The following is a 24102-nucleotide window of genomic DNA, read 5'->3' as shown; positions in this document are numbered from 1 at the left end:
ATCACTTCGTGTTCACCCGACAAAATCGCGGCAAGCTGGATGAGTTGAGCACATTGGTAGAGCGCGGTCAGCTGCGCCCGCACGTTGGCGCGGTCTATTCGCTGGCCGACCTTGGGCTCGCCCATGCGCGGCTGGAGAGCCCAAACAACGGTCTTCGGGGAAAAATCGCGATTGCAGTCGAGCCTTCGCTCATCCCGTAAGTGCGTACTTTTAACTTTCTACGTCATTTTTGGAGGACGCCATGATTTACGAAATCGCTCTGCTCCCGGTTCACAAAGAACGCATTGAGAATTTCAAACGTGCATTTGCCGACGTCGAACCGTTGCTCAAGCGCGCAACGGGTTACGGCGGCCACATGCTCGCCAAAGGCATCGAAACGCCCCAGGTACTCAACCTCATCGTGCGCTGGCGCTCGCTCGAGGACCATAAGGGCTTCGAAGCGAGTGATGACCACCAGGAGTTCATGGCAGGTTTAGAGGAGTACTTCTCGGAAGAGCCGACGGTCTATCACATTGAGGGAGCGGCATTTTCCATGGGGAATGCTGCTTTCTAAGACTTTCACATTACGAGGACTCATTGGGTCAAGTGACGTTTGAGCTCACTGGCCCGGCACCACCTGGTAAAAATGACCGCCAGCCATGCCAACCGCCCCACTGTCCAGAACAGGGTCAGGCTGATGCGACCTTGGCACCATCGGTGTGGAATCGTTTGCTGCTGATGAAACGTTTTAACTTGCGCGCAAGCGCTCACTCATATTGAGGTGGTGAAATGGCCAAGGCTGCGGATGTCGTTGTGCAATGCCTGGAGAACGAAGGTGTCGAGTATGTTTTCGGTATTCCCGGTGAAGAAAACCTGGATCTGCTGGAGTCGCTACGCCGCTCCAGTATCAAGCTGATATTGACTCGCCATGAGCAGTCCGCGGGTTTCATGGCGGCCACCTATGGCCGGCTGACCGGCAAGACCGGCGTAAGCCTGGCTACCTTGGGTCCGGGTGCAACTAATCTGGTAACCGCGGGTGCGTACGCGTATCTGGGCGGCATGCCGATGCTGATGATCACTGGCCAGAAACCGATCAAGAAGTCCAAACAGGGCCGATTCCAGATTCTCGATGTGGTCGGCATGATGCAGCCGCTGACCAAGTACACCCATCAGTTGGCGTCCGCCGACAACATTCCATCACGGGTGCGTGAAGCCTTTCGCCTGGCTGAAGAAGAAAAGCCCGGCGCTGTGCATCTGGAGTTACCTGAAGATATCGCTGCCGAACAGACTGAAAGTATGCCGGTCCCGCCAAGTCTGCACCGTCGTCCCTTGGCAGAGCACAAGGCCATCGACGCCGCCGTGCAGAAACTTCAGGCCGCACGCAGTCCAATCCTGGTGATTGGTGCCGGTGCCAATCGCAAGATGACTGCCAAGGTTCTCAAGCAGCTGATCGACAATACCGGTATCCCGTTTGTTACCACGCAAATGGGTAAGGGTGTGGTGGATGAGCGTCATCCGCGCTTTCTCGGCAATGCCGCGCTGTCCGCTGGTGACTTCGTTCATCGCGCTGTCGAGGCCGCCGATCTGATCGTCAACATAGGCCACGATGTCATCGAAAAGCCGCCGTTTTTTATGGTTCGTGGCGGTACCGAAGTGATCCACATCAACTTCCGCTCGGCCGAAGTTGACCCTGTGTACTTCCCGCAAATCGAAGTGGTCGGTGACATCGCCAACGCCGTATGGCAGATCGGCGAAGCGCTGAGTATTCCGGAACATTGGGACTTCAGCCGGCTGATGGCGATCCGCGAAGCCAATGAAGAACACGTCATCGAGGGAGCTGACGACAACCGCTTCCCGATCTACCCGCAGCGCTTCGTCGCTGACGTGCGTCGTGCCTTGCCGTCCGAAGGCGTCGTTGCGCTGGACAATGGCATCTACAAAATTTGGTTCGCGCGCAATTACAAAGCCCACAAACCCAACACGGTGTTATTGGACAACGCTCTGGCGACTATGGGCGCGGGCCTGCCGTCGGCGATGGCTGCGCACCTGGTCTGCCCGGATCGGCCGGTGGTCGCGGTGTGTGGTGACGGTGGCTTCATGATGAACAGCCAAGAATTGGAGACGGCGGTACGTCTGAAGATGAATCTGACGGTCATCATCCTGCGCGACAACGGCTACGGCATGATCCGCTGGAAGCAGGCGAACATGGGCTTCACCGATTTTGGCCTGGACTATGGCAACCCGGATTTCGTCATGTATGCGCAAAGCTACGGTGCCAAGGGCCATCGCGTGGAAAGCGCTGACGGCTTCCTGCCACTGTTGCAGCGTTGCATCAGCGAGCCGGGCGTGCACGTGATCGATTGCCCGGTCGACTACTCGGAAAATGACTTCATTCTCAACACTGAGCTCAAGAGAAGAAGCGCTCTGGTCTGATCTCTCGAGACACGTTTGTCTTAATGGCGGCATTGCGCTGCCGCCAGTCTTTCTGTCCTGAAATCGGAGTTCATCATGCAACTCAAAGACACTCAGCTGTTCCGCCAGCAAGCCTTCATCAATGGCACGTGGGTTGATGCGGACAATGGTCAGACGATCAAGGTCAACAACCCGGCAACGGGGGGAATTCTGGGCACCGTGCCGAAAATGGGCGCTGCCGAAACCCGCCGTGCCATCGAAGCTGCTGACAACGCACTGCCGGCCTGGCGCGCACTGACCGCCAAAGAACGTGCAAACAAGCTGCGCCGCTGGTTCGAACTGATCATCGAAAACCAGGACGACCTCGCTCGCCTGATGACCCTGGAACAAGGCAAACCATTGGCCGAAGCCAAGGGCGAAATCGTCCACGCCGCTTCCTTTATCGAATGGTTCGCCGAAGAAGCCAAGCGCATCTACGGTGACGTGATTCCGGGCCACCAGCCAGACAAGCGCCTGATCGTGATCAAGCAGCCGATCGGTGTGACCGCAGCAATCACCCCGTGGAACTTCCCGGCCGCGATGATCACCCGTAAAGCCGGACCGGCGTTGGCCGCCGGTTGCACCATGGTGCTCAAACCGGCCTCGCAAACGCCATTCTCGGCTTTTGCTCTGGCTGAACTGGCCCAGCGTGCGGGCATTCCTGCTGGCGTGTTCAGCGTGGTCTCCGGCAGCGCAGGTGACATTGGCAGCGAGCTGACCAGCAACCCGATTGTGCGTAAATTGTCTTTCACTGGCTCGACCGAAGTCGGTAGCCAGCTGATGGCTGAGTGCGCCAAGGACATTAAGAAAGTGTCCCTGGAACTAGGCGGCAATGCACCGTTTATCGTGTTCGACGATGCGGACCTGGATAAGGCCGTTGAAGGCGCGATCATTTCGAAATACCGCAACAACGGTCAGACCTGCGTCTGCGCCAACCGCCTGTACATTCAGGATTCGGTCTACGACGCGTTTGCCGAGAAACTGAAAGTGGCGGTGGCCAAACTCAAAATCGGTAACGGTCTGGAAGACGGCATCACCACTGGCCCGCTGATCGACGAAAAAGCCGTGGCCAAGGTTAAAGAACATATCGCTGACGCGGTTTCCAAAGGTGCCACCGTGCTTTCCGGCGGCAAGTCCATCGAAGGCAACTTCTTTGAGCCAACCATCCTGATCAACGTGCCAAACAACGCTGCCGTGGCGAAGGAAGAGACTTTCGGCCCACTGGCACCGCTGTTCCGCTTCAAAGACGAAGCCGACGTGATCGCGATGTCCAACGACACCGAATTCGGCCTGGCCTCGTACTTCTATGCTCGCGACCTGGCTCGTGTGTTCCGCGTGGCTGAAGCCCTGGAATACGGCATGGTCGGCGTCAACACCGGGCTGATCTCCAACGAAGTCGCGCCGTTCGGCGGCATCAAGGCCTCGGGCTTGGGTCGTGAAGGCTCCAAGTACGGTATCGAAGATTACCTGGAGATCAAATATGTGTGTCTGAGCGTATGAGGCGCTTACATCGATAAGAGCTTCTTGGACCTTACCGGTGCGCACCGGTCGTTGGCGGCCTATGGGCAGTTAATCAAGACTGAGGTGGAGCGGCTCACCGGCATGCCGGTTGGGGTAAGGGTGTCCACCACCAAAACCCTGACTAAGCTGGCCAACTGGGCGGCGAAGAAGCACAGCTAAAGCGGCGTGGTGGCCGCCACACGGTTAGAGCAGCAACAGGCGTTATTGAAGGCGGTGCCAGTGGGCGAGGTGTGGGGCGTTAGCCGGCAGATGCAAAAGCACCTGTCGGGTATGAACATCACCACCGCCTGGGGCCTGGCCCAGCAGGACGTTAGGAGCATGCGCAAACTGTTCAGCGTGGTGATGGAGAAATCTATCCGTGAGCTGCGCGGCGAGCCATGCGATGGCCTGAACGAAGGGCCGGAGCCGAAACAGATGATTGCCTGCAGCCGCTCACTCTCCGAGCGGGTGACCGAGCTGGAGCCGTTGCGCGAGGCAGTGGCAACTGAAACGGGGGCCAGTTTTAACGCACAACAAACAGGCATCGTTCCGCTGTAGCTATCCAGTGCTTTGAGCAGTGCTCCGAGTTTTTCAGGATCGGTCACGGCAGCAAAGTGTTTCACCCGCTTGGCTGGGAGCGTGCGTGAGAGATTCCCAATCTGGTTGGGTGGGGTGATGCCGGCAGCTTCGACGAGTTCGAAAATTTGCTTATAGATCAGAGGGCAACACGACGCGCCGTCTCGCGAGCGCCACGCTTGATAATGCGCCGCAGATTTTCGACCAGCATGGGAGTGCTGATGCTGATGCTGATGGGTAGTTTTCCCAGCCAGGGGTAAGCGTTGAGTTCAAGGCACTGCCGCACCGTGCGTGTGTACTCAGGGGCCCAGGAGGACTCGCGAATACTCAGCCACTGAGTGGCAACCGACTCAAAGGTGTGCTGGTGATCGAGCTGGCTGACCACCTTGGCCATGCGTCTTTGCAGCGATGGGTCATGGCCACCTGCGAGCTGGACACGAACATCACCACGCTTGCGCCGGGCCTCCTGCAGGCCGACCTCTGGATAAACGCCAAGCGCCAGGCGCTTTTCTTTTCCCAGAAAACGGTACTTCAAGCGCCAGTAACGGCCTCCATTGGGCTGCACTTCCAGGTACAAACCCTGTTCGTCATACAGGCGCTACGGCTTGTCCTGGGGCTTGGCGTTGCGGCAGTCGGTGTCTTTCAACGGCGTTGGGGCACATCCTCTCCGAGCGAGCTGATGAGCGTTTTATGCCCCCATATGTGCCCCATCCAACCGTGGGATGCCCTGGGAGTAGGTGGAAAGATCTGGGCAATAAAAAAGCCGTAAGCTTTGATTTCTCTAGGCTTTACGGCTTTCCTGGTCCTTCCTTGGAAGGGTATTTGGTGGGCCGGGGTAATTTGAATTAGCTTGATAAGCTGTTGATTTATAAATATTTATATTGTTTTTAATCTTTTTTTGGAATACCGGTTGGAATACAAATACGGTCGCGTGCTTTGACAAGGAGGCCGGCTGATGTACGTCCGCCTCAACAAGCTGTCGAAAGCGGATACGGTGCCTCTGCCAAGAATTCAATCGTGCACCACAGGAGGCTGAGATTGCGAACGGGCCTACAACAACGGGCCTATAACGATTTGCTCTGCTGATTGTGCAATGATGGCCACTCAGGTAAGAATGCGCGCGCAAGAAAGGCATGGTAGGTGACTAGCGGTAACCTCACGGTAGGGCATCACTCTTGGCTCCAGGCCTCCACAGCCAAGGCTCGGAAGAAGGGTCGGTAAGTAATTTGCTAACGAGTGGGGTAGCACTTGCTGAGTGATGACGAAAAAATCTAGCTAAGCGGCTAAATACATTTTTTGAAAGCTGACTTTTCAATACCAATCAGAGACTAGGTGGGGGCTCTGTGCCTTACAGGCGTATTACAGGCGAACCTTTCCTGCGCTGAACAACAAGTTTCGCGATCCATCTCGACCAAGAACAGCTAATTGCGGTTCGGCTTGCGCTTATCGGTGTCCCGATTCGGGACACCATCCTCAAGGTTTCTCTCAAGAAGCTAGATCTTGTCCCAAGACTCGCGATAGGATTCAATCCCCCCCCCAGCGAAACCTGGGCACATGAAGGAGTTAAGCATGCCCAATGCACTGAAAAATTTTCGAGCCATTGACCTGTACTCAGGTGTTGGTGGGTGGTCGCTTGGTCTACGTTTGGCGGGAATTGATGTAATTGCCTCCTACGAAAGATGGGGGCTGGCGAACGAGACAAATTTTAAGAACAATCAACATCAAGCTCAGACGGTAGATATTCGACGTCTCGATCTAAGTGAATTACCACCCAACGTTGATATCATAGTAGGCAGCCCCCCCTGCACTCAGTTCTCATACTCTAATCGCGGTGGTAATGGTGATTTAGCCGATGGCCTACAAGATATTATAAAATTTCTAAGTATTGTTGATCATATAAAACCAAAGCTATGGGCCATGGAGAATGTCCCGAGAGTAGCTAAGGTTATCGAGCATGAGCTTAAAGAAGGTGGCAAATTGGAGAGGTTTAAGCATCTCAATATTGCCACCAAGGTAATCAATATGGAAGACTTTGGTCTTCCTCAAAGAAGAAAGCGTTGTATAGCCGGCAACATAGATTTTAAATTGCTCGAAAGTTACGGAGCTTATCTCCCTAAAAGAACTCTAGGGGAAGTGATAGTCGCACTGTCTGAAGAAAACATATTAGACCCAATTTATGGAATACAGATCAATAAAAATGAATTGCGGGATCATGTTGTAGAGGACGTTCTTAGCGCTGAAGAAGTCCGGATAAACAGAGCAGGAAAAATTTGTCACCCAGTATATAACTCCATGGCATTCCCGGATCCTTTAAACAGAAGCGTCCGAACAATCACTGCAACCTGTACACGTGTTTCAAGAGAAAGTATTGTTATTGAACCCCCGCTGTCCCCTAATAATCTCCGTAGACTGACTATAAGAGAGCGCGCAGCGCTTCAAGGGTTCCCTGTGAATTTTCAGTTTTACGGTGAAACCTATGGGCAAAAAATAAAGATGGTAGGAAATGCTGTTCCACCCGCATTTTCCTACTACATAGCGCAAGCCATGTTGAATAGAAAAGCGAGTGAGGTTCCTAGCCTTACAAGTTTTTCAAAGCGTCTCACTTCACCGCACCCACTTTCGCAAAGTGCTAAACCTGAAAAGCCGGGCATTCGCTACCCAAAGAACAGAACATTTAGGCTTGCAATTCCTAGTCTCCGCCTGAAAAGCGGCGTCAGATTCGAGCTCGGAAACTCCTTTATTGGTGAGGAGCCTCGGTGGAGAACCGCATTTTTCTTTGGAACTTCGAAATCTATTCATTCGCTTGAGCTAAATAATGACGCCCTCTCTTTCTTACTTAGTCGGTTATCACCTATTACCAATGCTGCCATATTAGAAGAAATCTCAAGCTTAACGGACCAACTGAAATCCGTAGACTTCTGCAATCTACAACGGGTCTGGAATCATTCCGGACCAAGCGGAACACATCCATTTAGCCTGCTTGACACCTTAAGCAAGGCGGGCGCCTCAATGATCAGTAGACTCGAAGAGCGAGAGCCCGCCCCCTCCGATCTAGTGTCCGAGCTTATACGAGCGCAATATAAAGATGATGCCGCTTCTTTACCAGGCCTAACGAAGCTCAGTAAGAATGCACACTTGATACTTGCGGGGGTTTTAGTTTGCGCCACCGCAAACAACGAAATTGAGAACAGAGCGAAAACAATTGGATTACAACCAATAATATCCACGCATATGTAGACACGGCCCTATTTCAAATAATACATAGGGCTTAGTTACTCAAAATGTCAGGTGTTATTTGCGCGCCTTTTCTCATATGACTCAATTATCGCCGTAATGTCGTCAATAGCGTCAGTTGCTGGTTCAGCGAACAAGGGGATCTCGTCGGAGTCGACCAAATCCATGAGTCGCTGCTCCTTAAGAGTCAAACGGATATCTATATTCTCATCTATTGTATTGGGCGATAGAATGTGATAGTAGGTGACTTCGTCGCCTCCGGACGGGTTATATCGATGGATTCGATCTTTAGACTGTATATAACGTCCGGCGTTAAAATCCCGGTCAAAATATATAGCTGAGCGGCAAGCTTTATGTAGAGATATAGACTCCCCAACCGCTTGAGGGTTAGCAATTAATATAGCGCGAGAGTGTACTCGATGAAATCTATCAATTATTTCTTCACGAGTGCCAAGAAGATATTCTTCACTTTCACCAGTCGAAACTGGCGTGCCTCCCGTAAGAACCTCTACAAATGGTGCGAGATCAGATAGCTGGAGTCTTAGCATCTCCAAATTTCCTAAGAAATAAGACCAAACTAGAACCTTTCCCTGCTCCGTCAGAATTTTTTCTATAAGTTTTCTACAATATTTTATACGTGCCAACTTTTTTGAGGACTCAAAACTCTTAATAAGAGCTGCAAGCTTAAGCTCGTCAAGAGAAAACTCTCTTGAGTCTACTTCCAGAAGCCTCTCATCCTCCAAGGGCTTTAGCAGCAACTCTGGATTGACACTCGCCTGTCTTAAACGCATCAATCTCGCTTTTACACGAACAATCGATTCCGAATTTCCAAAGTCCCTCTTAAGTAAGGGGAGTATTTTCCTTTCTATTCTTCTATAAATTTCCTCTTGTTCAGGCTCCATTTTAACGAAAATTTTCTGTTCTATTGCAGACGGAAGATCTAGATCAATTTTCTTTATCCGAGTGTAAAAAGGCCTAATCTTCGACTTTAGCTCCGGAATTGCTCTGTCCATAGTCCCGGAAGACATTGCTCTTAGCGAGGCCAAAGGGAAACCTATAATATTTCTTTTCGGGTAAATGAACTTTATTAGATTATATAAATCTTCATAGCCATTCGGCGCAGGGGTGCCTGTAAGAACAACACGTGAATATGCCAGGTCGGCCAATCTCAATGCGGCAGCCGCCCAAGTACCTTCTCCATTTTTTATATAGTGAGCCTCGTCCAGTACCATCATCGCTCGACAACTATCTTTATTTAAGAACGCATGAAAATCTACTTCGGAAGATGCTAGGGTCTGGTACGAGGTCAGCACAATCTCTACATCCATTGAGCCATATGTTATTCCGCGTAGGAAATCTCCTCGTTCAGCAGAAGGCATACTACCCGAGACCCTTTTTATTAGGGCGCGCTGGTTAAATATCTGCTCATACTCGTCTTCCCATGCTTTAAAGGATGATAAAGGGCCAACAATCAATAACCGATTAATCGACTTTCGATGATCTTGAGGAAGGCCCCTAAGGTATCCATATGCAGCATAAAGGACTGAGGTTTTTCCTGCTCCTGGTACAGAAAAATTACAGACATTCTGCGAAAAAGCGAGATGATATGCAGACAGAAGCTGCTTTCGATAGAACGTCCTGCCGGGACAGGCCGCCTCTACCACTGAGATAAATTCTTTAAACTCATCGGTATCTATTTGTCTATCCCAAATATCTGCTGCTCTATTTGAAAAGTCTAAAAAATCTTGCTCTTCATCCGCAACTTTTTCTAACGCCTCTGACGCATGACCAGTCGCCTCTAGCTCATAACCAAAGCGAAGTAAAATTTTTGAGAGGCTCTGATAGCGGGAAGATAGGTTATCCGGAGTGGAGGGTATAGATATGATCGAATCAGAAGAGATACTACCGCCATGCTCTTTAAGGTAGCCTTGTACCAATGGCCGCCGTAGAAGCCCGGCATCTGCGCCGTAGACAAGTAGAATAGACTCTACTGGATCATATCCCAGCGTGATCAATTTATAGTCCTCTCTGTTTTTTCAAATTTCTTCTTCATCTGATACGACAGCCGATTTATATCCATTACCAGCTGACCGTTCGATAGATCAGCAACTAAAGCTATTCCGTCTATATCAATTTTTTCCAAGAGCGCCTTCGCGCGCTCTAAATATTCTTTGGGCTGAAGCTCAGTGGCTTTGATTTCAAGAGAGTGGCTGTTCTTCTTGAAATTCCCTTTCATTGGCCCTTGGGCTTTTGCTTTCCAGGTATTTTCACGCGCCCTAGCTGCCTCAATTTTACCCTCATAATCTGGATTCTGGATCACGAATTCTTCAAGCGCGGGCGTTTCAGCGGTTATCGGATCTATATCACGCTCATGAGCCTCACTGAATGCAGACCATATTTCTTGATGGGAGAAAAAATTGTTTCCTTTGCTCTGATGGGAGATTTCTCTATAAACTTTTTTCGCATCAGAAAATTCGCCAAGGCGAATAAAATCAAATTGAATCATCTTCAATGCCAAGCAGTCCACTTCAGCATCGAATGCCCATGGAACCTTAGCACCACCATTCTTCAACCTTTTCAGATCATAATAGAGATCAACGAACATTCCTTCTTTCGTTCCGTCGGAATCTTTTAGCATCGTGTACAGTCGATGACATCCAATGTGTTCAAGATAGTCATCCATCAAATCCATTATTTCTAGAAGCTTGGCCGCATTACCCGATTGCTGCCCCATCAATTTATCTATCTCTTCCGTCGATATTCCCAAATCATTGTGAAGTCTTCTAGCATGCAGATATTTCTGCAATGGTCCATACTCAACCTTAGAGTCTTCCCCTAACTGGTACTGTGTTTCGAGACGTACAATTTCCCTCTGATTTTCATCGTATGCGTCAGGTAATATGATTGCATCAAAGTACTGCTTTCCAAGGTTTTTCTGTGATGCAAGCCGTCGGAGCAACATTGCTCGGCGGTTACCGTCAATAATCACACCATCTAAACTTACAATGCCTGGGCGCTGCTGCTGCTTTTCTTCCAGGTCTAATAGTGTCTGCTTATTTCTAGACCTGCTGGAGGTCCACAAGAACTCACCTATCAAGTTGTGAAGCTTGTCATCATAATGGTCCGGGGTAATTGAGTGCTCCTGCTCCCATGTAAGCATTTCTGCCTCAATGCGTCCGTTATGTCTATTATATATAAGATGGTCTAAATCGATTCTGTATACTTGAAACGACTGTGTTACGTTCTTGTAATATAACTTTTGTGAGCCCTGCGCCTTCGCTGGATCCTTCATTAACTCACTAAGTTTGTTCTTCCTTTCATTTGAACTAAAAACCACAGCCGTCTCCTATCGTGCTTGTTTGCAGGCGCCTTGATAATTGCTCAGAGCAACTACGAGGCCTAGCAACCTACTCCCCACTACCTCCTCCTGGAGAAGGCATACCTAATCCTAAGCGAAGCTAAGCATGGCATCCACTATGTATGCCACTCGATCAATGCCACCAAGGGAGCGGGCCTAGGGAGACCTAGGGAGAGAAGCAGCTAGCGATAGCTTGCAGTTTGGCTAAGCCCTTTGTCAGGATCCAATTTGCCTCATTCCGGCTCATCTTGAATCATGCTCGGATTTGAGTAAGACTCCGCTCACGACTCAATCCATAGCGGGCCGATTAAGTTCAGCCTTAGCCTCGGGTGAAGAAACCGGCCTAATAAGCCGGTTTTTTCGTTTCTAGGGATCAGAATCTGTGCGCACGATTCGAGCGTTAGATCAGCCTTTCTCTGTCATTCCCTAACCGTTTCCAGATCAATAGGGTGGTGAGGCGATAGTAATACCGGGTGGCGTCGGAATGGTCTTTCAGGTGCTGATTGAAAAACCAGCGCACATGCTTGAGCTGCCAGGTCCAGGGATTGTCGCGTCGCCATCGCTGTTGAATGGCCGCTTGCATGATTCGGGCTTGGCGGAGGTGGCGTTGCTGCGTGACCTTCGAGCCGGTCAGTATGCCGCTCAGGAACAGTGCTATATCAAAGGGCTTGGTCACGCTCGACCTCCAATATAGGCCGCAACCACATCGATCCGGTTATGCCCGAGCTCAAGGCTGATTTGTTGCCGCGCCTGTCGATCAAGGTCGCGGTCAAGGCGATAGCCGTGGCCGCCATTGACGGGGGCGGCGTGGCCCGTGAGCTGTTGGTAACGCTCGCAGGCGTAGGCCGCGCGCAGTTCATGAAAACCCTTCAGCCCCTGTTCGTGCAGCGTTTTGCGGGCGGGTCGCACGGTCCGTTGCAGGAACGCGGCGTAGCTTTGTTCTCGGGCCAGGAGGTTGCGGCTTCCGGTCGGCGCCGCCTGACGAGCCGACTGCAGCGCCGTCTTCACCGCTTCATTGGCCGCGATCCAGCGCGGCGCCGAGCCCCTCAAGCAGGCTCGCGTGCGAAGGGTATCGGTTGCTTGCTTCTCTGTCGTAGAAACGAATAGCCTCGAGTAACCCTCGACCGGCACGCCCTTATTTTGCTGGCCTGACCTAGAACTGACAGGAAGTGGAGTTCCAATTGCGAACCATTGCTGCATCACCGCTTGTTCTGAGCATCTCGGGCTGCTCCTTTATCGAAGAAGCCTACGACCTCAGTCAGGGCGATTTCTATCAGTTGTTTGCCTATGGTCATAAGTACCGCAACGGCACAGACGTGCCGAAGCTGGTGCTGATCTATCCGTGTTGGTCTGGGCTGGAGGAAGCATTGCCCGTTTTCGATTATGGGAACGGCATGAACCTGTGGGTGTTGCCCTTTGATCTGGATAAAGACCGCTTGCAGGGCGCGGAATCCGCCGGTATTCCTCTGCGGCAGGCAGGCTATTCCCAAACCCCGCTGGAAATGAGTGCATGAGTCAGTATCAGCCGCCGTTAACCGTAACCCCACACATGCTGGCACTGGTCGCCGAGATCAGTGAGCGGGTGGGGCTGCTCACGGCGCAACGGGACGCGGCGTTGACACCGCAACTGCGAAGGGGCAACCGCATCCGCACTATCCAGGCGTCGCTGGCCATTGAGAACAACACCCTAAGCGTGGAGCAGGTAACGGCGGTGCTCGACGGCAAGCGGGTGTTGGGGCTGCCGCGAGAAATTCAGGAAGTGCGCAATGCCTTTGCTGCCTATGACGCCATGCCTGGCTGGCAGCCGGACAACCAAGCCGATCTGCTGGTTGCCCATGGACTGTTAATGCAGGGGCTAATCGACGATGCCGGGCGTTATCGCCAGGGCGGAGTGGGAATCTATCGCGGGGGGCGCTTGTTGCACATGGCACCGCCGGCCAGCCGGGTTGCGGCTTTGATGCAGGATCTACTGCGCTGGCTAGGCGGGACTGAATGGCACTCGTTGATTGCCAGTTGCGTGTTTCATTACGAGTTTGAGTTTATCCACCCCTTTGCCGACGGTAATGGCCGCATGGGGCGTTTGTGGCAGACCTTGATTCTCAGTCAGTGGCGGCCGGTGTTGGCTTACCTACCGGTAGAAACAGTGATTTGTGCACAGCAGGAGGCTTACTACGCGGCATTGGCTGCAGCGGACCAGGCCGCCGAGGCGACGCCTTTTGTTGAGTTTATGCTGGAAGCGTTGCGCGAGGCGCTGGTTGAAACCAGTCATAGCGATCAAGTAAGCGATCAAGTAAGCGATCAAGTAGCGCGCTTACTGCAGGTACTCCCACTGGGGGTTGCGCTTAAGTCCAATGAGCTGATGCAGCGCTTGGGCTTGTCGCACCGCCCGACATTTACCAAGAACTACCTCAAGCCAGCTTTACAGGCTGGCCTGATCGAAATGACCGACCCCGCGTCGCCCAGAAGTCCGGTACAGCAGTACCGTCGTGTCTCGGGATGATGGCATTGCCTTGAGGCTTGAAGGCGTCTACGAAACTAGGGGCGATTCATGGCTGTCTTCCCACTATTGAAGCTTCGAGCCTTGTCGGTAGCCGATATCTTGCTATTCCCGTTTTGCTCAAAGGCTCGCTTCTTCGCAACGCGGCTAGCTTTTTTCGGCTGCTGTCACTTCGAGTAAAGCAGCCGGTATGATGAGGCGAAACGGATGTGGCCTATTTGTGATGGGGACTGCTATGAACGTGTTTATCAGCTCTGTAGTACGGAATTTTGAGCACTATCGTGCGGCCGCCAAAAAAGCAGTTTCACTGTTGGGGCACACCCCAGTGATGTGTGAGGATTTTGGTGCAAGACCCTATTCCTCTGAAGTCGCATGCATGACTGAGGTTGACCAGGCCGACGTAGTGGTGCTGATTCTTGGCGCGGAGTTCGGCTTCAAAACCAACACAGGTGAGTCCGTCACTCAGCAGGAGTTCCATCGCGCCAAAGCTGCCAATAAACCCATCCTGGCTTTTCTGGAAGAGGTTCCGGTCGAGGATGATCAAAAGCGCTTTCACTGGGAGGTTTCCGATTACGTCGACGGCCTTTTCCGTTCCACCTTCACAGGTGATCGCGATCTCTCAGACAAAATCATCCAGGGGCTAAGCCAACTTGCGGCCAGTCGCAGTGCCATTTCCGAACAGGAGTTCGTTCAGCACCTGCAGAATCGTAGCAACAGCCGAAATTGGAATAGCCGGCCTCGTGAAGATCGCCTAGAGCTCGTGTTTCTGCCGCAGCCCATTCTCTCGGGTACGTTGCGTTGCATGCACACCCAGCATGATGAATTCTTCCTCAAGTTTTCTCAGGCGGGCTTGGTTTCTATCAAGGGTGGTTACAAGTCATTTAACGAGGGAGACATCACCGGCCTAGATGCGGAGGAGGTCTCTTGGAGGCATCACGATAATGGGATGAGCTGGCTCTCTATTTCTCTGGCAGCCCCAGGAAAGGGCGGCGAATATTTTGCCTCCTATTACATCTCGCCCAGCCGGCTAAAACGCTTTGCGGAAGAAGCTTTTGGTTTGATTAGCCGAGGTAAAGGAGGCTGGTTCCAGCTGGGGATCTACGGAATTTCTCACCAGGTCTATGCAGAGCCGCCAACCACCCCTGCATCGTCGATGACCATGCCGCACCGCAGTGAGGAAAACATAGAGGAAAGAAAACTGCTGATTCCGGCGTCACAGGGCGTTTTCAACCAGTGGCTGGAGGACGCTTTGTTCCGAATCGGCCGCAAGCTTTCCTAAAGAATCGAGCGTGGCCAGCAGGCGGAAGGGGATAAGCAATAATGAACCCTTCGAACCCTTCGTGTCTCAGCTTGGCAGTTCTTCTAGCTTGAAGAGCCGGTTGTCAGCCTTGAGCGCTGGGAAGGCTTCGCAATATGCATCGGGCTCGCTGAATGAAGTGCTAGGCGCATGAATGTTGAAGACCTTAACCTGGGGAGGGTGGCCGCTTTGCCGTTCATGGCGAAGGTCGTTCAGAGACCCAGGTGCCTCACCATTTTGTTCGGCAATCGAAATCACTAGATCTCGAAGGGTTTCGATTTCTGCATCCGATGCTTCTGCATAGGTGGTCAGTCGCTTATGACTTCCAAACCCGCCACGGGTAGAGCCGATTCGATTCAGGTGCACGTGAACCACCGTTACGATCTTCATACCGAATACCTCATTGAAACCCAAGATGCGCCTCCTTCCGGAGGCGGTGTGAGGTCGTAATCAGCCCTTGGGAGGATGAGGGTCGTTGCCATAGGAGTCACGTTCACGGATCAGGTTGTCCCGGCCGTGGATGAGCACCTCGCTTTTTTGGTTTTGAGCTATCTGACGAGCCGCGTCAGCAGCTTCCTTTTGAGTCCGATGGTGGGAGGTGTCTTTAGTATTGCCCTCACCCCGAACCGCCCAGCCTTCATCACGTTTCACTACGTGCTGATTTTTGCCTGCCATGGAACACCTCTACTAGTGGGTTGCCTGCCTAGTAGAAGGTAGCAGCGAAACGGAGAAATACAACATGTAGTACTAGATCGATAATTAGTGCATGTATGTTGTGTTTTTGTCTCGGCGAATCGGCCTGTCTTCCTCAAGCTTACGCGCAGAAGCAGGAGTGCCTCGCCGGTTCGCGACGCGGCTGCTCCTTTACTGTATCCATGAAAAAAGGATGATCAGGCTAGCTAGTCTTTGGGCTTAGGGAATGCAGAAATGTACGCCAAGGTGGTCGACAGGCTGTTGGACTACCCCCGCTGCAGGACAGTCTGCTTTTGGCCGATTCTGTTGAAAAAGTCCCGTCGCGATTTTTGCCCATGAAAGAGCGTTCGCGACGTTGAAATCTGGTTCGTTCAGAAGACGGAACTGTATTGGTTTTTACGTGGCAACGCTGAAATTGAGCGATTTTTGAGCTGCCGAAAAGCAGCTCTCTCAGAAACCGACTTTTTCATCAGAATCAGCCGATTGTTGCCTGTCGCGACCAGCCAATATGGGGCGTTTTTTGCGATTGCTACGGTGTTTTTCGAGCAGGGTTATCTCAAGCGAATATCCACGATTCGAGAATTAGATCAGCCTTTCTCGGTCACGCCCCAATCGCTTCCAGATCAATAGAGCGGTAAGTCGGTAGTAATACCGGCTGGCGTCGGAATGGTCTTTCAGGTGCTGCGTGAAAAACCAGCGCACATGCTTGCGCTGCCAAGTCCAGGGATTGTCGCGTTGCCATCGCTGTTGAATGGCCGCTTGCATGATTCGGGCTTGGCGGAGGTGGCGTTGCTGGGTGACCTTCGAGCCGGTCAGTACGCCGCTCAGAAACAGCGCCATATCAAAGGGCTTGGTCACGCCCGACCTCCAATGTAGGCCGCAACCACATCAATCCGGTTATGCCCGAGCTCAAGGCTGATCTGTTGCCGCGCCTGTTGATCAAGGTCGCGGTCAATACGATGGCAGTGGCCGCCATTGACGGGTGCGGCGTGGCCCGTGAGCTGTTGGTAGCGCTCGCAGGCGTAGGCCGCGCGCAGTTCATGAAAACCCTTCAGCCCCTGTTCATGCAGCGTTTCGCGGGCGGGTAGCACGGTCTGTTGCAGGAACAGGGCGTAGCTTTCGTCTCGGGCCAGCAGGTTGCGGCTGCCGGTCGGCGCCGCATGGCGAGCCGACTGCAGCGCCGCCTTCACCTCTTCATTGGCTGCGATCCAGCGTGGCGCCGAGGCCCCCGAACGGCCCCCCTTGGTGCCGTCCTGGATGTTGATGCGGCCCAAGTGTTCGGCTTCGCGTTGCAAGCGTGGCAGGTCGGCCAGGATTGCTTCACGCAGGCGCATGCCGGTGGCTCGGGCCAGACGGACAATCGCGGCCACCCGCTCGTGTTGCTGTTCGCCGAGCCGCTCAAGCACTTGCCGCAGTTGTTGGCGGTCATGACCATCCGGCGCGCGGGTGCGCACGCTCGAACGCTGCAGTCCTAACGCCTGGCTCGGACTGGCAAGCCTCACGTCCTGATCACCGCGCAGCGCAGCGAGGGTGCGGTTGACGCTGCTCAGGCGGTTCTGCGCGGTAGCGATGCAGAGTTCACCTTGCTGGATCTGCTGGCGCAGGTAAGCGGCGTAGTCTTGCAGCGTCTGCCGATCGATCTGGCGCGCATCGTTGTAACCGGGGCCATGCTCTGACCGACACCAGCGCACGAACGCCTGCCAGCGGTCGCCATGTGCTTTGACCGTAGCGAAGTGGCCACCGGCAAACAGATCCTTGAGCGCTTGTGGGCCGGCGTAGCTCAGCTGGCGGCCGTAGCCGAAGTTGCGACCATCACGCCGACCGACCAAGGCCATGGTCGTCACCGTTTTCGTGTGTTTGCAGAAAAAGCAGCAGGGCTTTCCAGTGGGAGCTGAGCCTGCTCGCTTGCTGCCAGTGTGTCGGGCGGATCAGCAGGGCGTTCGCCTGGTGTTGCAGGTGCGCGCCTTGCTCACGCAATTGCGCGATCAGCAGGGCGATGTGGGCAGGCTCCAACGGCGGTGTGGCGACGGCGGTGACAGTGGCGACAACCCGCGCCGTTTCTGGCCGGGCGCGAGGCGACAGGGTGGCGACAGCGGCGGCGACAGGCCGCGGTTCCGGCTGCGATCGATGTTGCGCCTGGTAGCGGCGCACCGCGTCATTGAGGCGGAACATGGCGGATCTCGAAGGTTCTACCATCGCGGCTGCTCAGCCAGCGATGCGTGTACAGCTCGACGAATAAAGTGGCTGTATGGCGGCTGCTCTTGCGGGCAAAACGAGGACCGTTGCGATTGACGTCGCGGACGGTGAAGTGGGTCCAGCCTTTCTGCAGCAGCCAGCGCAGCAGCCGATCCGCTTCCTCGAGTAGGCTGTTGACCGGCTGCTGTTCGGTCAGGCGCTGAATCTCGGCCAGGTAGTAATCCATCAGTGTGGAGGCGCGCTGAATGTTTGCTTCGTCCAACTGACGGGTCTCTTCAACCATGGCCAGTACACCCGCGATGCGCAGCACATTCGCTGCGGCCTTGCCCGCGACAGGCTGGACGCCGGCCAGCTCGCCGAACTCGCCCGACTGGCACTCGATGGTGTCGTGAATATCGATCCAGGCACGTCGGGCACGGGGCGTCTGTTCCAGCGTGGCGGGGTTGAGTGCGCCATCCTGGTGACGCGACCAGGGCTTTTGCAGCAGGGCGGTGATCCGCTGCTGGTAGCGCTGGACGTTGGCATCTCGGGTCAGGTCTATCGCTTTGTAGAGTCGCTGGCCGGCCAGGCGCTCGGGCCAACTGATCAGGCAACGGCCAAGGATGCCTTGGCCATTGATCACCGGGTCTTTGAACAGCTGGTTGGCCAGGTAGGGCTGCAGCATCAGGTGCAGGCTGAGGCGGCGGTCATAGGCGCGCAGGCTTTCGCCGGCCATGGAACGGGCCCGGTCGATTGGGCTGCCATCCCACAGCGTCGACAAGGTGGTGATCGCCTTGAGCAGGTTCTCTTTGCTCATGGTGCTGCTACCCAGGAACTGACCCCCTTCATCATTGAACAAGCCCATGCTGGGCAGGCCATGGCACAGGCTTTTGACCAGGGCCTCGATGGTGGGCTCGGCAATGATCAGTCTTGGCGGCACCGGTTCGGATAGCTCAGCGCCTTCCGCCGCCGAGGGTTTCTTTGAGGTTTTGGCTTTGCTCATGATGCGGGTAGCGGCGCGATAAGCTTTGAGCTTTTCCGTGTACAGGGTCCACTGCTGTCGCTCCCACTCGCGCGCCGCCTTCAGTGCCAGCTGATCCACCGCGCTTTTGCGATCTCCCGAGGACGCCACCGTCAGCAGGTAGAGGGACAGTGGATAGGTTCGACCATCGAGTTGGACATTGGCATGACCCTGGCTCACCAGAGCCGCGCTGGCCAGCACCGATTGCGCGGCCATGGCGCAGGGCACGCCGATCACCTCGGCCAGTCGCTCGACCGCGGGGCCCAACAGATCCCCGAGCGCTTCGACCGGATAGGGCAGTGGCGCCTGCTGGTACTCGAGCAAGGGTTGTGGTGGCTCGAACGCTTCACACGGTTGCATCGCCATTCTCCTGAAGTTGTCGACTTCGCCCTCACTCATCCCGCCACGGTTGTTGAGTGTTATCAGGGATCAAGGCCCCTGCGGCCTGTGAGGGTTGTCCACTGACGCGGGACTGGCGGCTCTCTGCGTCCGGGGATCGCATCCCGAGAGCTTGGGCATCTCATGATCTGGCCTCCTGAACACCGATAGCGGTGGGCGGGTGGAGGCTGCACCGGCTGACGAGACCGGCGCCGCGAGATCCTGAGTCGGGTGAAGGCAGCGATGCGATGACCGGGGCATGCCTGACTGTCAGTCAGGTGCAGTCCATTCCGTGGCCTGCGGCACCATCATCGGCAGCGCTGTTGCTGGTGACTTCGACGTTTGTCACGCCGATTGTCACGCGGGGAATTGCCGCAATGCTTCGTACTGCGTGGGTTGCAGCAAGGGTAGGAGCGCCCGTCTCTTTCTGGGAGAAAGAGACGGGCGCGGGTTGGCGCAAATTTAACGGCCAATGGGATAGGTGGCTGCAGAACAGCTGAGCAGGTGTGTACTGCCGCAATGGGCACGGTGTGAAGTGGGCATTCATCACTCGGGCAGAGTGACCGTGCGAGCTTCCGAACGCTAATCGCACTTGGGCAGAACCACCACCGTGTGGCGTAGCCTCAAAGGTTCTGGCTACCTGGGTTGCTGTCAACGACAGCGCTTTGCGGCTTCTTTCTATCGCCCGCGTATGGCTGGGTCAACCGCGTTGCGCGCAGTCGCTTGCGCCAATCAGCGGGTGCTGGAAGCCCTTGGTCATGAGTGGTGTCAAATGGACGATTTGCCGTCCGTCGTCTTTTTAAGGTGAGCCCCTGCCCGTGGGAATGCGGAGCCTTCCCACGGGCAGGGGCTTTGCCGGAAAAGCACAAGCATTCAGGCGATACGGCGACAGTCGCCACTGCTGTCGCCATGCTGCACGCCAACTATGGCGGGGTTGTCGCCAGTGTCGCCGGTGTCGCAACAGAGCTGCTCCAGCATCTGGGGCGTCAACTGCGGCTACCCGACTAGTCCTGGACGATTTTGCTCTTGAAGGTCAACCAGCATGTGATCGGTAAAGGCGTGAATCAGGCGTACCGCCACCATCTTGCAGTACTTATTGAGGGGCTGTTCGTGATGTGCTTGCGCCTTGCCTGCAGTAACCTGCAAGAAGTTTGTCGCATTGATGGTGGCGCTATCCGCGAGTCATCTTCAGTAGTGGTTCCGACTGACGTATGATGACGCTTTGCCATCAAAAATTGACTGGTGCGGGCTAGGCGTTTCATATCTATTCTGCTGAGTAGGCGCGAACGACCGGCTGCACCAGTCCATAAGGATGTGAGTTCGGATGTACATTTCAAAAAACTACGGGTTTTCATTTTCGGCGCAGAAAAGCGATATCGAGCTCAATGCTTTCTTGTCGTCTCTTGTTGGCGCTAATGTTGAGTTCGCTATTAAGTCTGGTAACGCTCGAAGAATAATATTGGATAGTGATGATAAGTTTTTCTATGGTGTTGTAATTACCATTAAGAATCAAAAGCAATTTGCATCGCTAGTAAATGAAAAGGGAGAAATGAAAGTCAAGATATCCGAGCTTGCTAATTTGGAGAAAATTGCTGAGTTTAACTTTCTTGTCATCAACAAGCTCAACGGGTTTGGGCTTTATCAATACCATTACGGTGCCTGCACCTTGCCTAATTTTGCGTCGATGATTGCATCGCTGTACAGGCGGCAGCTTGAGGAAAAAAGGAAGGTTGAATTAGATGCGCTGGCCGAAGATGCTCCAAGGAAGCAAGTTAAAGCGATAAATAGTAGGTTTTTCCATGGTTTGGCTTTTGAGATGTTGGTGCAGTCGCGCGATATTGAAAAGGTGCTGGCTAAATATAAAGAAATACGCTCTTTTAAGTATGAGATTGCTTCTGTTGAGGCGTGCGTCAGCAATGACTCCCCATTGCATGGGTTAGTAGCTAAAGCAAGGCACGATGTTCGATTTGATAGCTCGGTGGATTCAAATCTTATTATCAAGGGCATTCAAAACATGATGTCGACAGTTAAAGAAAAAACTGCGAGGATTGAAGTGCTTGATGATCAAGACGAGCCGGTATCCGTGAAAATTATGGACGTCCCTGTGAATTATGGGGAAATGTCCTACGACGATTTCATTCTTGGGTTGATAACATTTAATCCAAAAAAACTTAGAGAATGCAGTCTGGTTAAGGCACTTAAGGATAAATGCGAAACGGAGTACGCTCATGTTTTCTCAAAAAAAGTTGTCGAATAACCATAAAGAACGATGGGTTGTACCGGTTGCATTAGTGATTTCTGTGGCCCTCTATGTCGCCATTGTATTTGTAGTCTCTGCCCCGGCCAATATATTGGGGTTTATATGGCTTGAGCCGGGTACTACTGCAAAGATGTTTGAGTTTTACTCTGGAAATCTTCGTGGAAGTTTATTCACTGGATTTTTAGCGTTGGGTGGATTTTTGATGTCGGCTAAAACGTTTATTATAGTTAATATGAAGAAGGAGGTTTATGATTCTGATAGCTATGAAGAAAAGTGGTTGGATGGACTTAAGTTAAATGGTGCGGAATATTATTCGTCGCTTTACTACCCGTTGCGTAGATTGAGTAATATTATTTTTTATACAATTTCATCAAGCTTTATAGCGTCAATATCGCAATTGACAGTCGGTTTATTTGAGTCAGTTCCAGCTGTTATGCTATGCCTTTTTACCGTAGTGGTGGCTGTTTGCTTTTTGATGTTGTCTCTTTATCTGATCAAAAAAAATCTAGCCACCATGTTCGATCATCTCGATAAGTCGAGTATCGAAAAGATGGAGGCTGACCGGAGCAGTATCAGTAAGTAATACTGGTTTCCACCCTACTTATAGGGTTAAGGGGGATCTGAAAAAGCTCCGCTTCGAAAAATGAAGCCCATTAACCATGAGGCTTACAAGTCTGCTATTTCGTAAAGAGCGGGCTTTTTCAGATTTCCTTAATTTTGTGACCTGCTTGGTAGTACAGGGGCGACTAGCTGCGTCATCCGGTGAGCACTTAACGTATAGGCACGACGTTGTGGTCGTTGGTTTTATTGATCGCGGATGCCGACAAACTGCCCGTGGCCGCTTTCTGAATGTGCTCACTCCACCAGGCCATCATCGGACGTCGGCGTTCGATGTAGTCCGCCCGGTTGTAAGCGCTTCGGACTTCGTCCTTGTCGACATGCGCCAGCGCGACCTCGATCAGCTCCGGATCCCAGCCATGCTCGTTCAGGATGGTGCTGGCCATGGAGCGCATGCCGTGGCTGACCAAGCGGTCCTGGAAGCCCATGCGTTTCAACGCCATGTTGGCGGTCTGGCTGTTGGCATGGGTGCGCGGGTTTCTATCCGCCGGGAACACGTACTCCCGGTGGCCGCTGTGGGGCTTGAGTGTTTCCAGTAGCGCGAGTGCCTGGTCGGTCAGCGGGATGGTGTGTGGACGACGCTTTTTCATGCGCTCCGCTGGGATGGTCCAGATGCGTTTGTCGAAGTCGATATCGGTCCATCGGGTGGTGGCCGCTTCGGCAGGGCGGGTCATGGTGTGCAGCTGCCATTCGATCAGACAGCGGGTCGTGCGCTTGATGCTGGCGTTGGCGAGTTCCATCATCAACTCGGACAGCTCTTCAGGTCGTAGCGCCGCCATGTTCTGTTTTTTCGGTTTCTTGAATACCGCCCGGATACCACTGAGGGGGTTGGCGAAAATCAGCCCGGAGTTGACCCCGTAGGTCATGATTTCGTTGAGCCGTTGGCTCAGTCGCTTGACTGTCTCCAGACTGCCTTTGGCCTCGATCGGGCGAAGAAGCTTGATGACCATTGGCGCGCTGATCTGCGAGAGAGGCGTTGTTTTCAGGTCTGGAAATACATGCAGCGTGAGCGAGCGCCAGATGTCTTCGGCATACGCCGGCGTGACGGAATCCTTCTTCAGCTCGAACCAGGCGGTGGCTACATTCTCGAGCGTGTGTTCCGTCTCCGCTCGTTTCGCTTGCTTGAGCTCATCGCGTTGAACTTTGGGGTCGATCCCCTGTGCGAGTAGCTCGCGAGCCTCAACCGCTTTCTTCCGGGCGTTCGCCAGCGAGAGATCGGGGTACGGGCCGAGCCCCATATTGATACGGTTATTGGTTACCGGATCGCGGTAGTTGAAGTTCCAGAGCATCGAGCCGTTGCTCCTGACCCGGAGCTGGAGGCCGTTGCCGTCGCTGAGGACGTAATCCTTGTCTTTCGCCTTGACTGTCTTGAGCTGACGGTCGGAAAGGCGGAGGGCTGGAGCAGGCATGAGAGCTACCTCTGACGCCGTTTTTGGTATTCCAAAAAATAGCACCGGATGCCTTGGTAAGCAATTTGGAATACCAAATGGACAAGAACTTGGAAAACCTCGGCAGATGCCAGTAGCACGTAAGTTATTGATTTTACTGGGCTTCAGGCACAAAAAAAGACGTCCGTGGACGTCTTTAGATGCTGTAATGGTGGAGCCGGGGGGATTTGAACCCCCGTCCGCCAGTGTTCCGCTTTCGGTACTACATGCTTAGCCGTGTCTATTAAGTTAATCCGCAGCCGCCCGACGGGCAGGGTGCTTTGGACGAGTTGTGTAAGTTTTAGCCGCTTTGTCCACAACGTACTACGCGGCGATCCTGTTCTGCATGACAATCACTTCAGGTTTACAGGCATCCCCTAGTGATCGCTGGAGCCGAAGCTACCAGAAGGACTAGTCGCGCCGCTTACGCAGCGAGAGCGTAGCCCTCGTAGTTTTCGTCATTGGCAACTATAAAAGTTGCAACAGTGGATTTACGACTTCTGTTACCAAGTCGGCATGCACCTAGAGTTTCACTACCGGCGTCGAATCCTAATCGGCCCCAAAACCTGTGTAGCTGTAGCTAAGACGCGAGTGTACGCCAAAGGTTCCTTAGCGTCGACCCGGCAATGGCCAAGCGA

The 24102-nt window shown here is 53.4% G+C and carries 22 protein-coding genes, 1 other RNA gene and 1 pseudogene; 11 read left to right on the top strand and 13 right to left on the bottom strand.

The window, feature by feature from the left end; translation table 11 throughout:
- The 5 genes from VMP31_RS01315 to VMP31_RS01295 form a co-directional block, all read left to right on the top strand.
- On the top strand, positions 1-200 hold a 200-nt coding region (locus VMP31_RS01315; RefSeq protein ID WP_325503282.1), incomplete at its 5' end, for a zinc-binding dehydrogenase.
- Positions 201-241: 41 nt separating this feature from the next.
- The gene (locus VMP31_RS01310; RefSeq protein WP_325503280.1) at positions 242-553 is read left to right on the top strand and encodes an antibiotic biosynthesis monooxygenase; all 312 of its coding nucleotides are present in this window, start codon (positions 242-244) and stop codon (positions 551-553) included.
- A 215-nt stretch (positions 554-768) separates the two neighbouring features.
- Positions 769-2412, top strand: coding sequence for an acetolactate synthase large subunit (locus VMP31_RS01305; RefSeq protein ID WP_325503278.1), 1644 nt, complete (start codon positions 769-771; stop codon positions 2410-2412).
- A 75-nt stretch (positions 2413-2487) separates the two neighbouring features.
- Positions 2488-3930, top strand: coding sequence for an NADP-dependent succinate-semialdehyde dehydrogenase (gene gabD, locus VMP31_RS01300; protein ID WP_325503276.1), 1443 nt, complete (start codon positions 2488-2490; stop codon positions 3928-3930).
- Positions 3931-4200: 270 nt separating this feature from the next.
- Positions 4201-4488: a hypothetical protein gene (locus tag VMP31_RS01295; RefSeq protein WP_325503274.1), complete on the top strand. Its 288-nt coding sequence runs from the start codon at positions 4201-4203 to the stop codon at positions 4486-4488.
- Positions 4489-4645: 157 nt separating this feature from the next.
- Here VMP31_RS01295 and VMP31_RS01290 read toward each other — a convergent pair whose 3' ends face one another.
- The gene (locus tag VMP31_RS01290) at positions 4646-5083 is read right to left on the bottom strand and encodes an Arm DNA-binding domain-containing protein (RefSeq protein WP_325503272.1); all 438 of its coding nucleotides are present in this window, start codon (positions 5081-5083) and stop codon (positions 4646-4648) included.
- Positions 5084-6075: 992 nt separating this feature from the next.
- Here VMP31_RS01290 and VMP31_RS01285 point away from each other — a divergent pair.
- Positions 6076-7743 (top strand): DNA (cytosine-5-)-methyltransferase, encoded by a 1668-nt coding sequence (locus VMP31_RS01285; protein WP_325503270.1) that lies wholly within the window; start codon positions 6076-6078, stop codon positions 7741-7743.
- A gap of 47 nt (positions 7744-7790) precedes the next feature.
- Here VMP31_RS01285 and VMP31_RS01280 read toward each other — a convergent pair whose 3' ends face one another.
- The 4 genes and pseudogenes from VMP31_RS01280 to VMP31_RS01265 all read right to left on the bottom strand — a co-directional run.
- Complete coding sequence (locus VMP31_RS01280; RefSeq protein WP_325503268.1) at positions 7791-9755, bottom strand: DEAD/DEAH box helicase; 1965 nt, start codon at positions 9753-9755, stop codon at positions 7791-7793.
- Positions 9752-10900 (bottom strand): hypothetical protein, encoded by a 1149-nt coding sequence (locus tag VMP31_RS01275; RefSeq protein ID WP_325503266.1) that lies wholly within the window; start codon positions 10898-10900, stop codon positions 9752-9754. The genes VMP31_RS01280 and VMP31_RS01275 overlap by 4 nt, the downstream gene beginning before the upstream one ends.
- 598 nt (positions 10901-11498) lie before the next feature.
- A complete protein-coding gene (locus VMP31_RS01270) occupies positions 11499-11774 on the bottom strand; it encodes a hypothetical protein (RefSeq protein ID WP_325503264.1) in 276 nt (91 codons plus the stop codon).
- Positions 11771-12139: pseudogene (locus VMP31_RS01265) on the bottom strand (integrase); the annotation flags it as partial. The gene VMP31_RS01270 and the pseudogene VMP31_RS01265, both read right to left, overlap by 4 nt.
- A gap of 140 nt (positions 12140-12279) precedes the next feature.
- Between VMP31_RS01265 and VMP31_RS01260 the strand changes: the two are divergent.
- The 3 genes from VMP31_RS01260 (at position 12280) to VMP31_RS01250 (ending at position 14874) form a co-directional block, all read left to right on the top strand.
- Complete coding sequence (locus tag VMP31_RS01260; protein WP_414705412.1) at positions 12280-12612, top strand: 5-methylcytosine restriction system specificity protein McrC; 333 nt, start codon at positions 12280-12282, stop codon at positions 12610-12612.
- The gene (locus VMP31_RS01255) at positions 12609-13598 is read left to right on the top strand and encodes a Fic family protein (protein ID WP_325503262.1); all 990 of its coding nucleotides are present in this window, start codon (positions 12609-12611) and stop codon (positions 13596-13598) included. Before VMP31_RS01260 ends, VMP31_RS01255 begins: the two co-directional genes overlap by 4 nt.
- 232 nt (positions 13599-13830) lie before the next feature.
- Positions 13831-14874 (top strand): DUF4062 domain-containing protein, encoded by a 1044-nt coding sequence (locus VMP31_RS01250; protein ID WP_325503260.1) that lies wholly within the window; start codon positions 13831-13833, stop codon positions 14872-14874.
- 66 nt (positions 14875-14940) lie between these two features.
- Here the strand turns inward: VMP31_RS01250 and VMP31_RS01245 are convergent, their stop codons facing one another.
- The 6 genes from VMP31_RS01245 to VMP31_RS01220 all read right to left on the bottom strand — a co-directional run bounded on the left by VMP31_RS01245 (position 14941) and on the right by VMP31_RS01220 (position 19141).
- The gene (locus tag VMP31_RS01245; protein WP_325503258.1) at positions 14941-15306 is read right to left on the bottom strand and encodes a hypothetical protein; all 366 of its coding nucleotides are present in this window, start codon (positions 15304-15306) and stop codon (positions 14941-14943) included.
- A 36-nt stretch (positions 15307-15342) separates the two neighbouring features.
- Positions 15343-15567 carry a DUF2188 domain-containing protein gene (locus VMP31_RS01240; RefSeq protein ID WP_017136943.1) on the bottom strand — a complete coding sequence of 75 codons (225 nt, stop codon included), beginning with the start codon at positions 15565-15567 and terminating at the stop codon, positions 15343-15345.
- 600 nt (positions 15568-16167) lie between these two features.
- Positions 16168-16443: a hypothetical protein gene (locus VMP31_RS01235; protein WP_325503257.1), complete on the bottom strand. Its 276-nt coding sequence runs from the start codon at positions 16441-16443 to the stop codon at positions 16168-16170.
- Positions 16440-17420, bottom strand: coding sequence for an integrase domain-containing protein (locus tag VMP31_RS01230; RefSeq protein ID WP_325503255.1), 981 nt, complete (start codon positions 17418-17420; stop codon positions 16440-16442). The genes VMP31_RS01235 and VMP31_RS01230 overlap by 4 nt, the downstream gene beginning before the upstream one ends.
- Complete coding sequence (locus VMP31_RS01225; protein WP_325503253.1) at positions 17398-17757, bottom strand: hypothetical protein; 360 nt, start codon at positions 17755-17757, stop codon at positions 17398-17400. The genes VMP31_RS01230 and VMP31_RS01225 overlap by 23 nt, the downstream gene beginning before the upstream one ends.
- On the bottom strand, positions 17741-19141 hold the full coding sequence (locus VMP31_RS01220) for a YfjI family protein (RefSeq protein WP_325503251.1): 1401 nt from the start codon (positions 19139-19141) through the stop codon (positions 17741-17743). Before VMP31_RS01220 ends, VMP31_RS01225 begins: the two co-directional genes overlap by 17 nt.
- Positions 19142-20483: 1342 nt before the next feature.
- On the opposite strand from VMP31_RS01220, the gene VMP31_RS01215 reads away from it, so the two are divergent.
- Positions 20484-21416 carry a hypothetical protein gene (locus tag VMP31_RS01215; protein ID WP_325503249.1) on the top strand — a complete coding sequence of 311 codons (933 nt, stop codon included), beginning with the start codon at positions 20484-20486 and terminating at the stop codon, positions 21414-21416.
- The gene (locus VMP31_RS01210) at positions 21388-22002 is read left to right on the top strand and encodes a hypothetical protein (protein ID WP_325503247.1); all 615 of its coding nucleotides are present in this window, start codon (positions 21388-21390) and stop codon (positions 22000-22002) included. The genes VMP31_RS01215 and VMP31_RS01210 overlap by 29 nt, the downstream gene beginning before the upstream one ends.
- A gap of 187 nt (positions 22003-22189) precedes the next feature.
- On the opposite strand, the gene VMP31_RS01205 is transcribed toward VMP31_RS01210, so the two are convergent.
- The gene (locus VMP31_RS01205) at positions 22190-23446 is read right to left on the bottom strand and encodes an integrase domain-containing protein (protein ID WP_325503245.1); all 1257 of its coding nucleotides are present in this window, start codon (positions 23444-23446) and stop codon (positions 22190-22192) included.
- A gap of 188 nt (positions 23447-23634) precedes the next feature.
- Positions 23635-24025: a transfer-messenger RNA gene (gene ssrA, locus VMP31_RS01200) on the bottom strand.
- Positions 24026-24102 lie beyond the last annotated feature (77 nt).

The organism is Pseudomonas sp., from assembly GCF_035512415.1.
In the GTDB taxonomy this organism is placed as follows: Bacteria; Pseudomonadota; Gammaproteobacteria; order Pseudomonadales; family Pseudomonadaceae; genus Aquipseudomonas.
Note: the sequence above shows the minus strand (reverse complement) of the source record. Positions and strands in the feature narration are given on the sequence as shown.

Coding starts and splice junctions, on each gene's coding strand:
- VMP31_RS01310 (WP_325503280.1), top strand. CDS start 242: ATGATTTACGAAATCGCTCTGCTCCCGGTTCACAAAGAACGCATTGAG.
- VMP31_RS01305 (WP_325503278.1), top strand. CDS start 769: ATGGCCAAGGCTGCGGATGTCGTTGTGCAATGCCTGGAGAACGAAGGT.
- gabD (WP_325503276.1), top strand. CDS start 2,488: ATGCAACTCAAAGACACTCAGCTGTTCCGCCAGCAAGCCTTCATCAAT.
- VMP31_RS01295 (WP_325503274.1), top strand. CDS start 4,201: ATGCAAAAGCACCTGTCGGGTATGAACATCACCACCGCCTGGGGCCTG.
- VMP31_RS01285 (WP_325503270.1), top strand. CDS start 6,076: ATGCCCAATGCACTGAAAAATTTTCGAGCCATTGACCTGTACTCAGGT.
- VMP31_RS01275 (WP_325503266.1), bottom strand. CDS start 10,900: ATGCTTACATGGGAGCAGGAGCACTCAATTACCCCGGACCATTATGAT.
- VMP31_RS01255 (WP_325503262.1), top strand. CDS start 12,609: ATGAGTCAGTATCAGCCGCCGTTAACCGTAACCCCACACATGCTGGCA.
- VMP31_RS01250 (WP_325503260.1), top strand. CDS start 13,831: ATGAACGTGTTTATCAGCTCTGTAGTACGGAATTTTGAGCACTATCGT.
- VMP31_RS01240 (WP_017136943.1), bottom strand. CDS start 15,567: ATGGCAGGCAAAAATCAGCACGTAGTGAAACGTGATGAAGGCTGGGCG.
- VMP31_RS01230 (WP_325503255.1), bottom strand. CDS start 17,420: ATGGCCTTGGTCGGTCGGCGTGATGGTCGCAACTTCGGCTACGGCCGC.
- VMP31_RS01225 (WP_325503253.1), bottom strand. CDS start 17,757: ATGTTCCGCCTCAATGACGCGGTGCGCCGCTACCAGGCGCAACATCGA.
- VMP31_RS01220 (WP_325503251.1), bottom strand. CDS start 19,141: ATGCAACCGTGTGAAGCGTTCGAGCCACCACAACCCTTGCTCGAGTAC.
- VMP31_RS01215 (WP_325503249.1), top strand. CDS start 20,484: ATGTACATTTCAAAAAACTACGGGTTTTCATTTTCGGCGCAGAAAAGC.
- VMP31_RS01210 (WP_325503247.1), top strand. CDS start 21,388: ATGTTTTCTCAAAAAAAGTTGTCGAATAACCATAAAGAACGATGGGTT.
- VMP31_RS01205 (WP_325503245.1), bottom strand. CDS start 23,446: ATGCCTGCTCCAGCCCTCCGCCTTTCCGACCGTCAGCTCAAGACAGTC.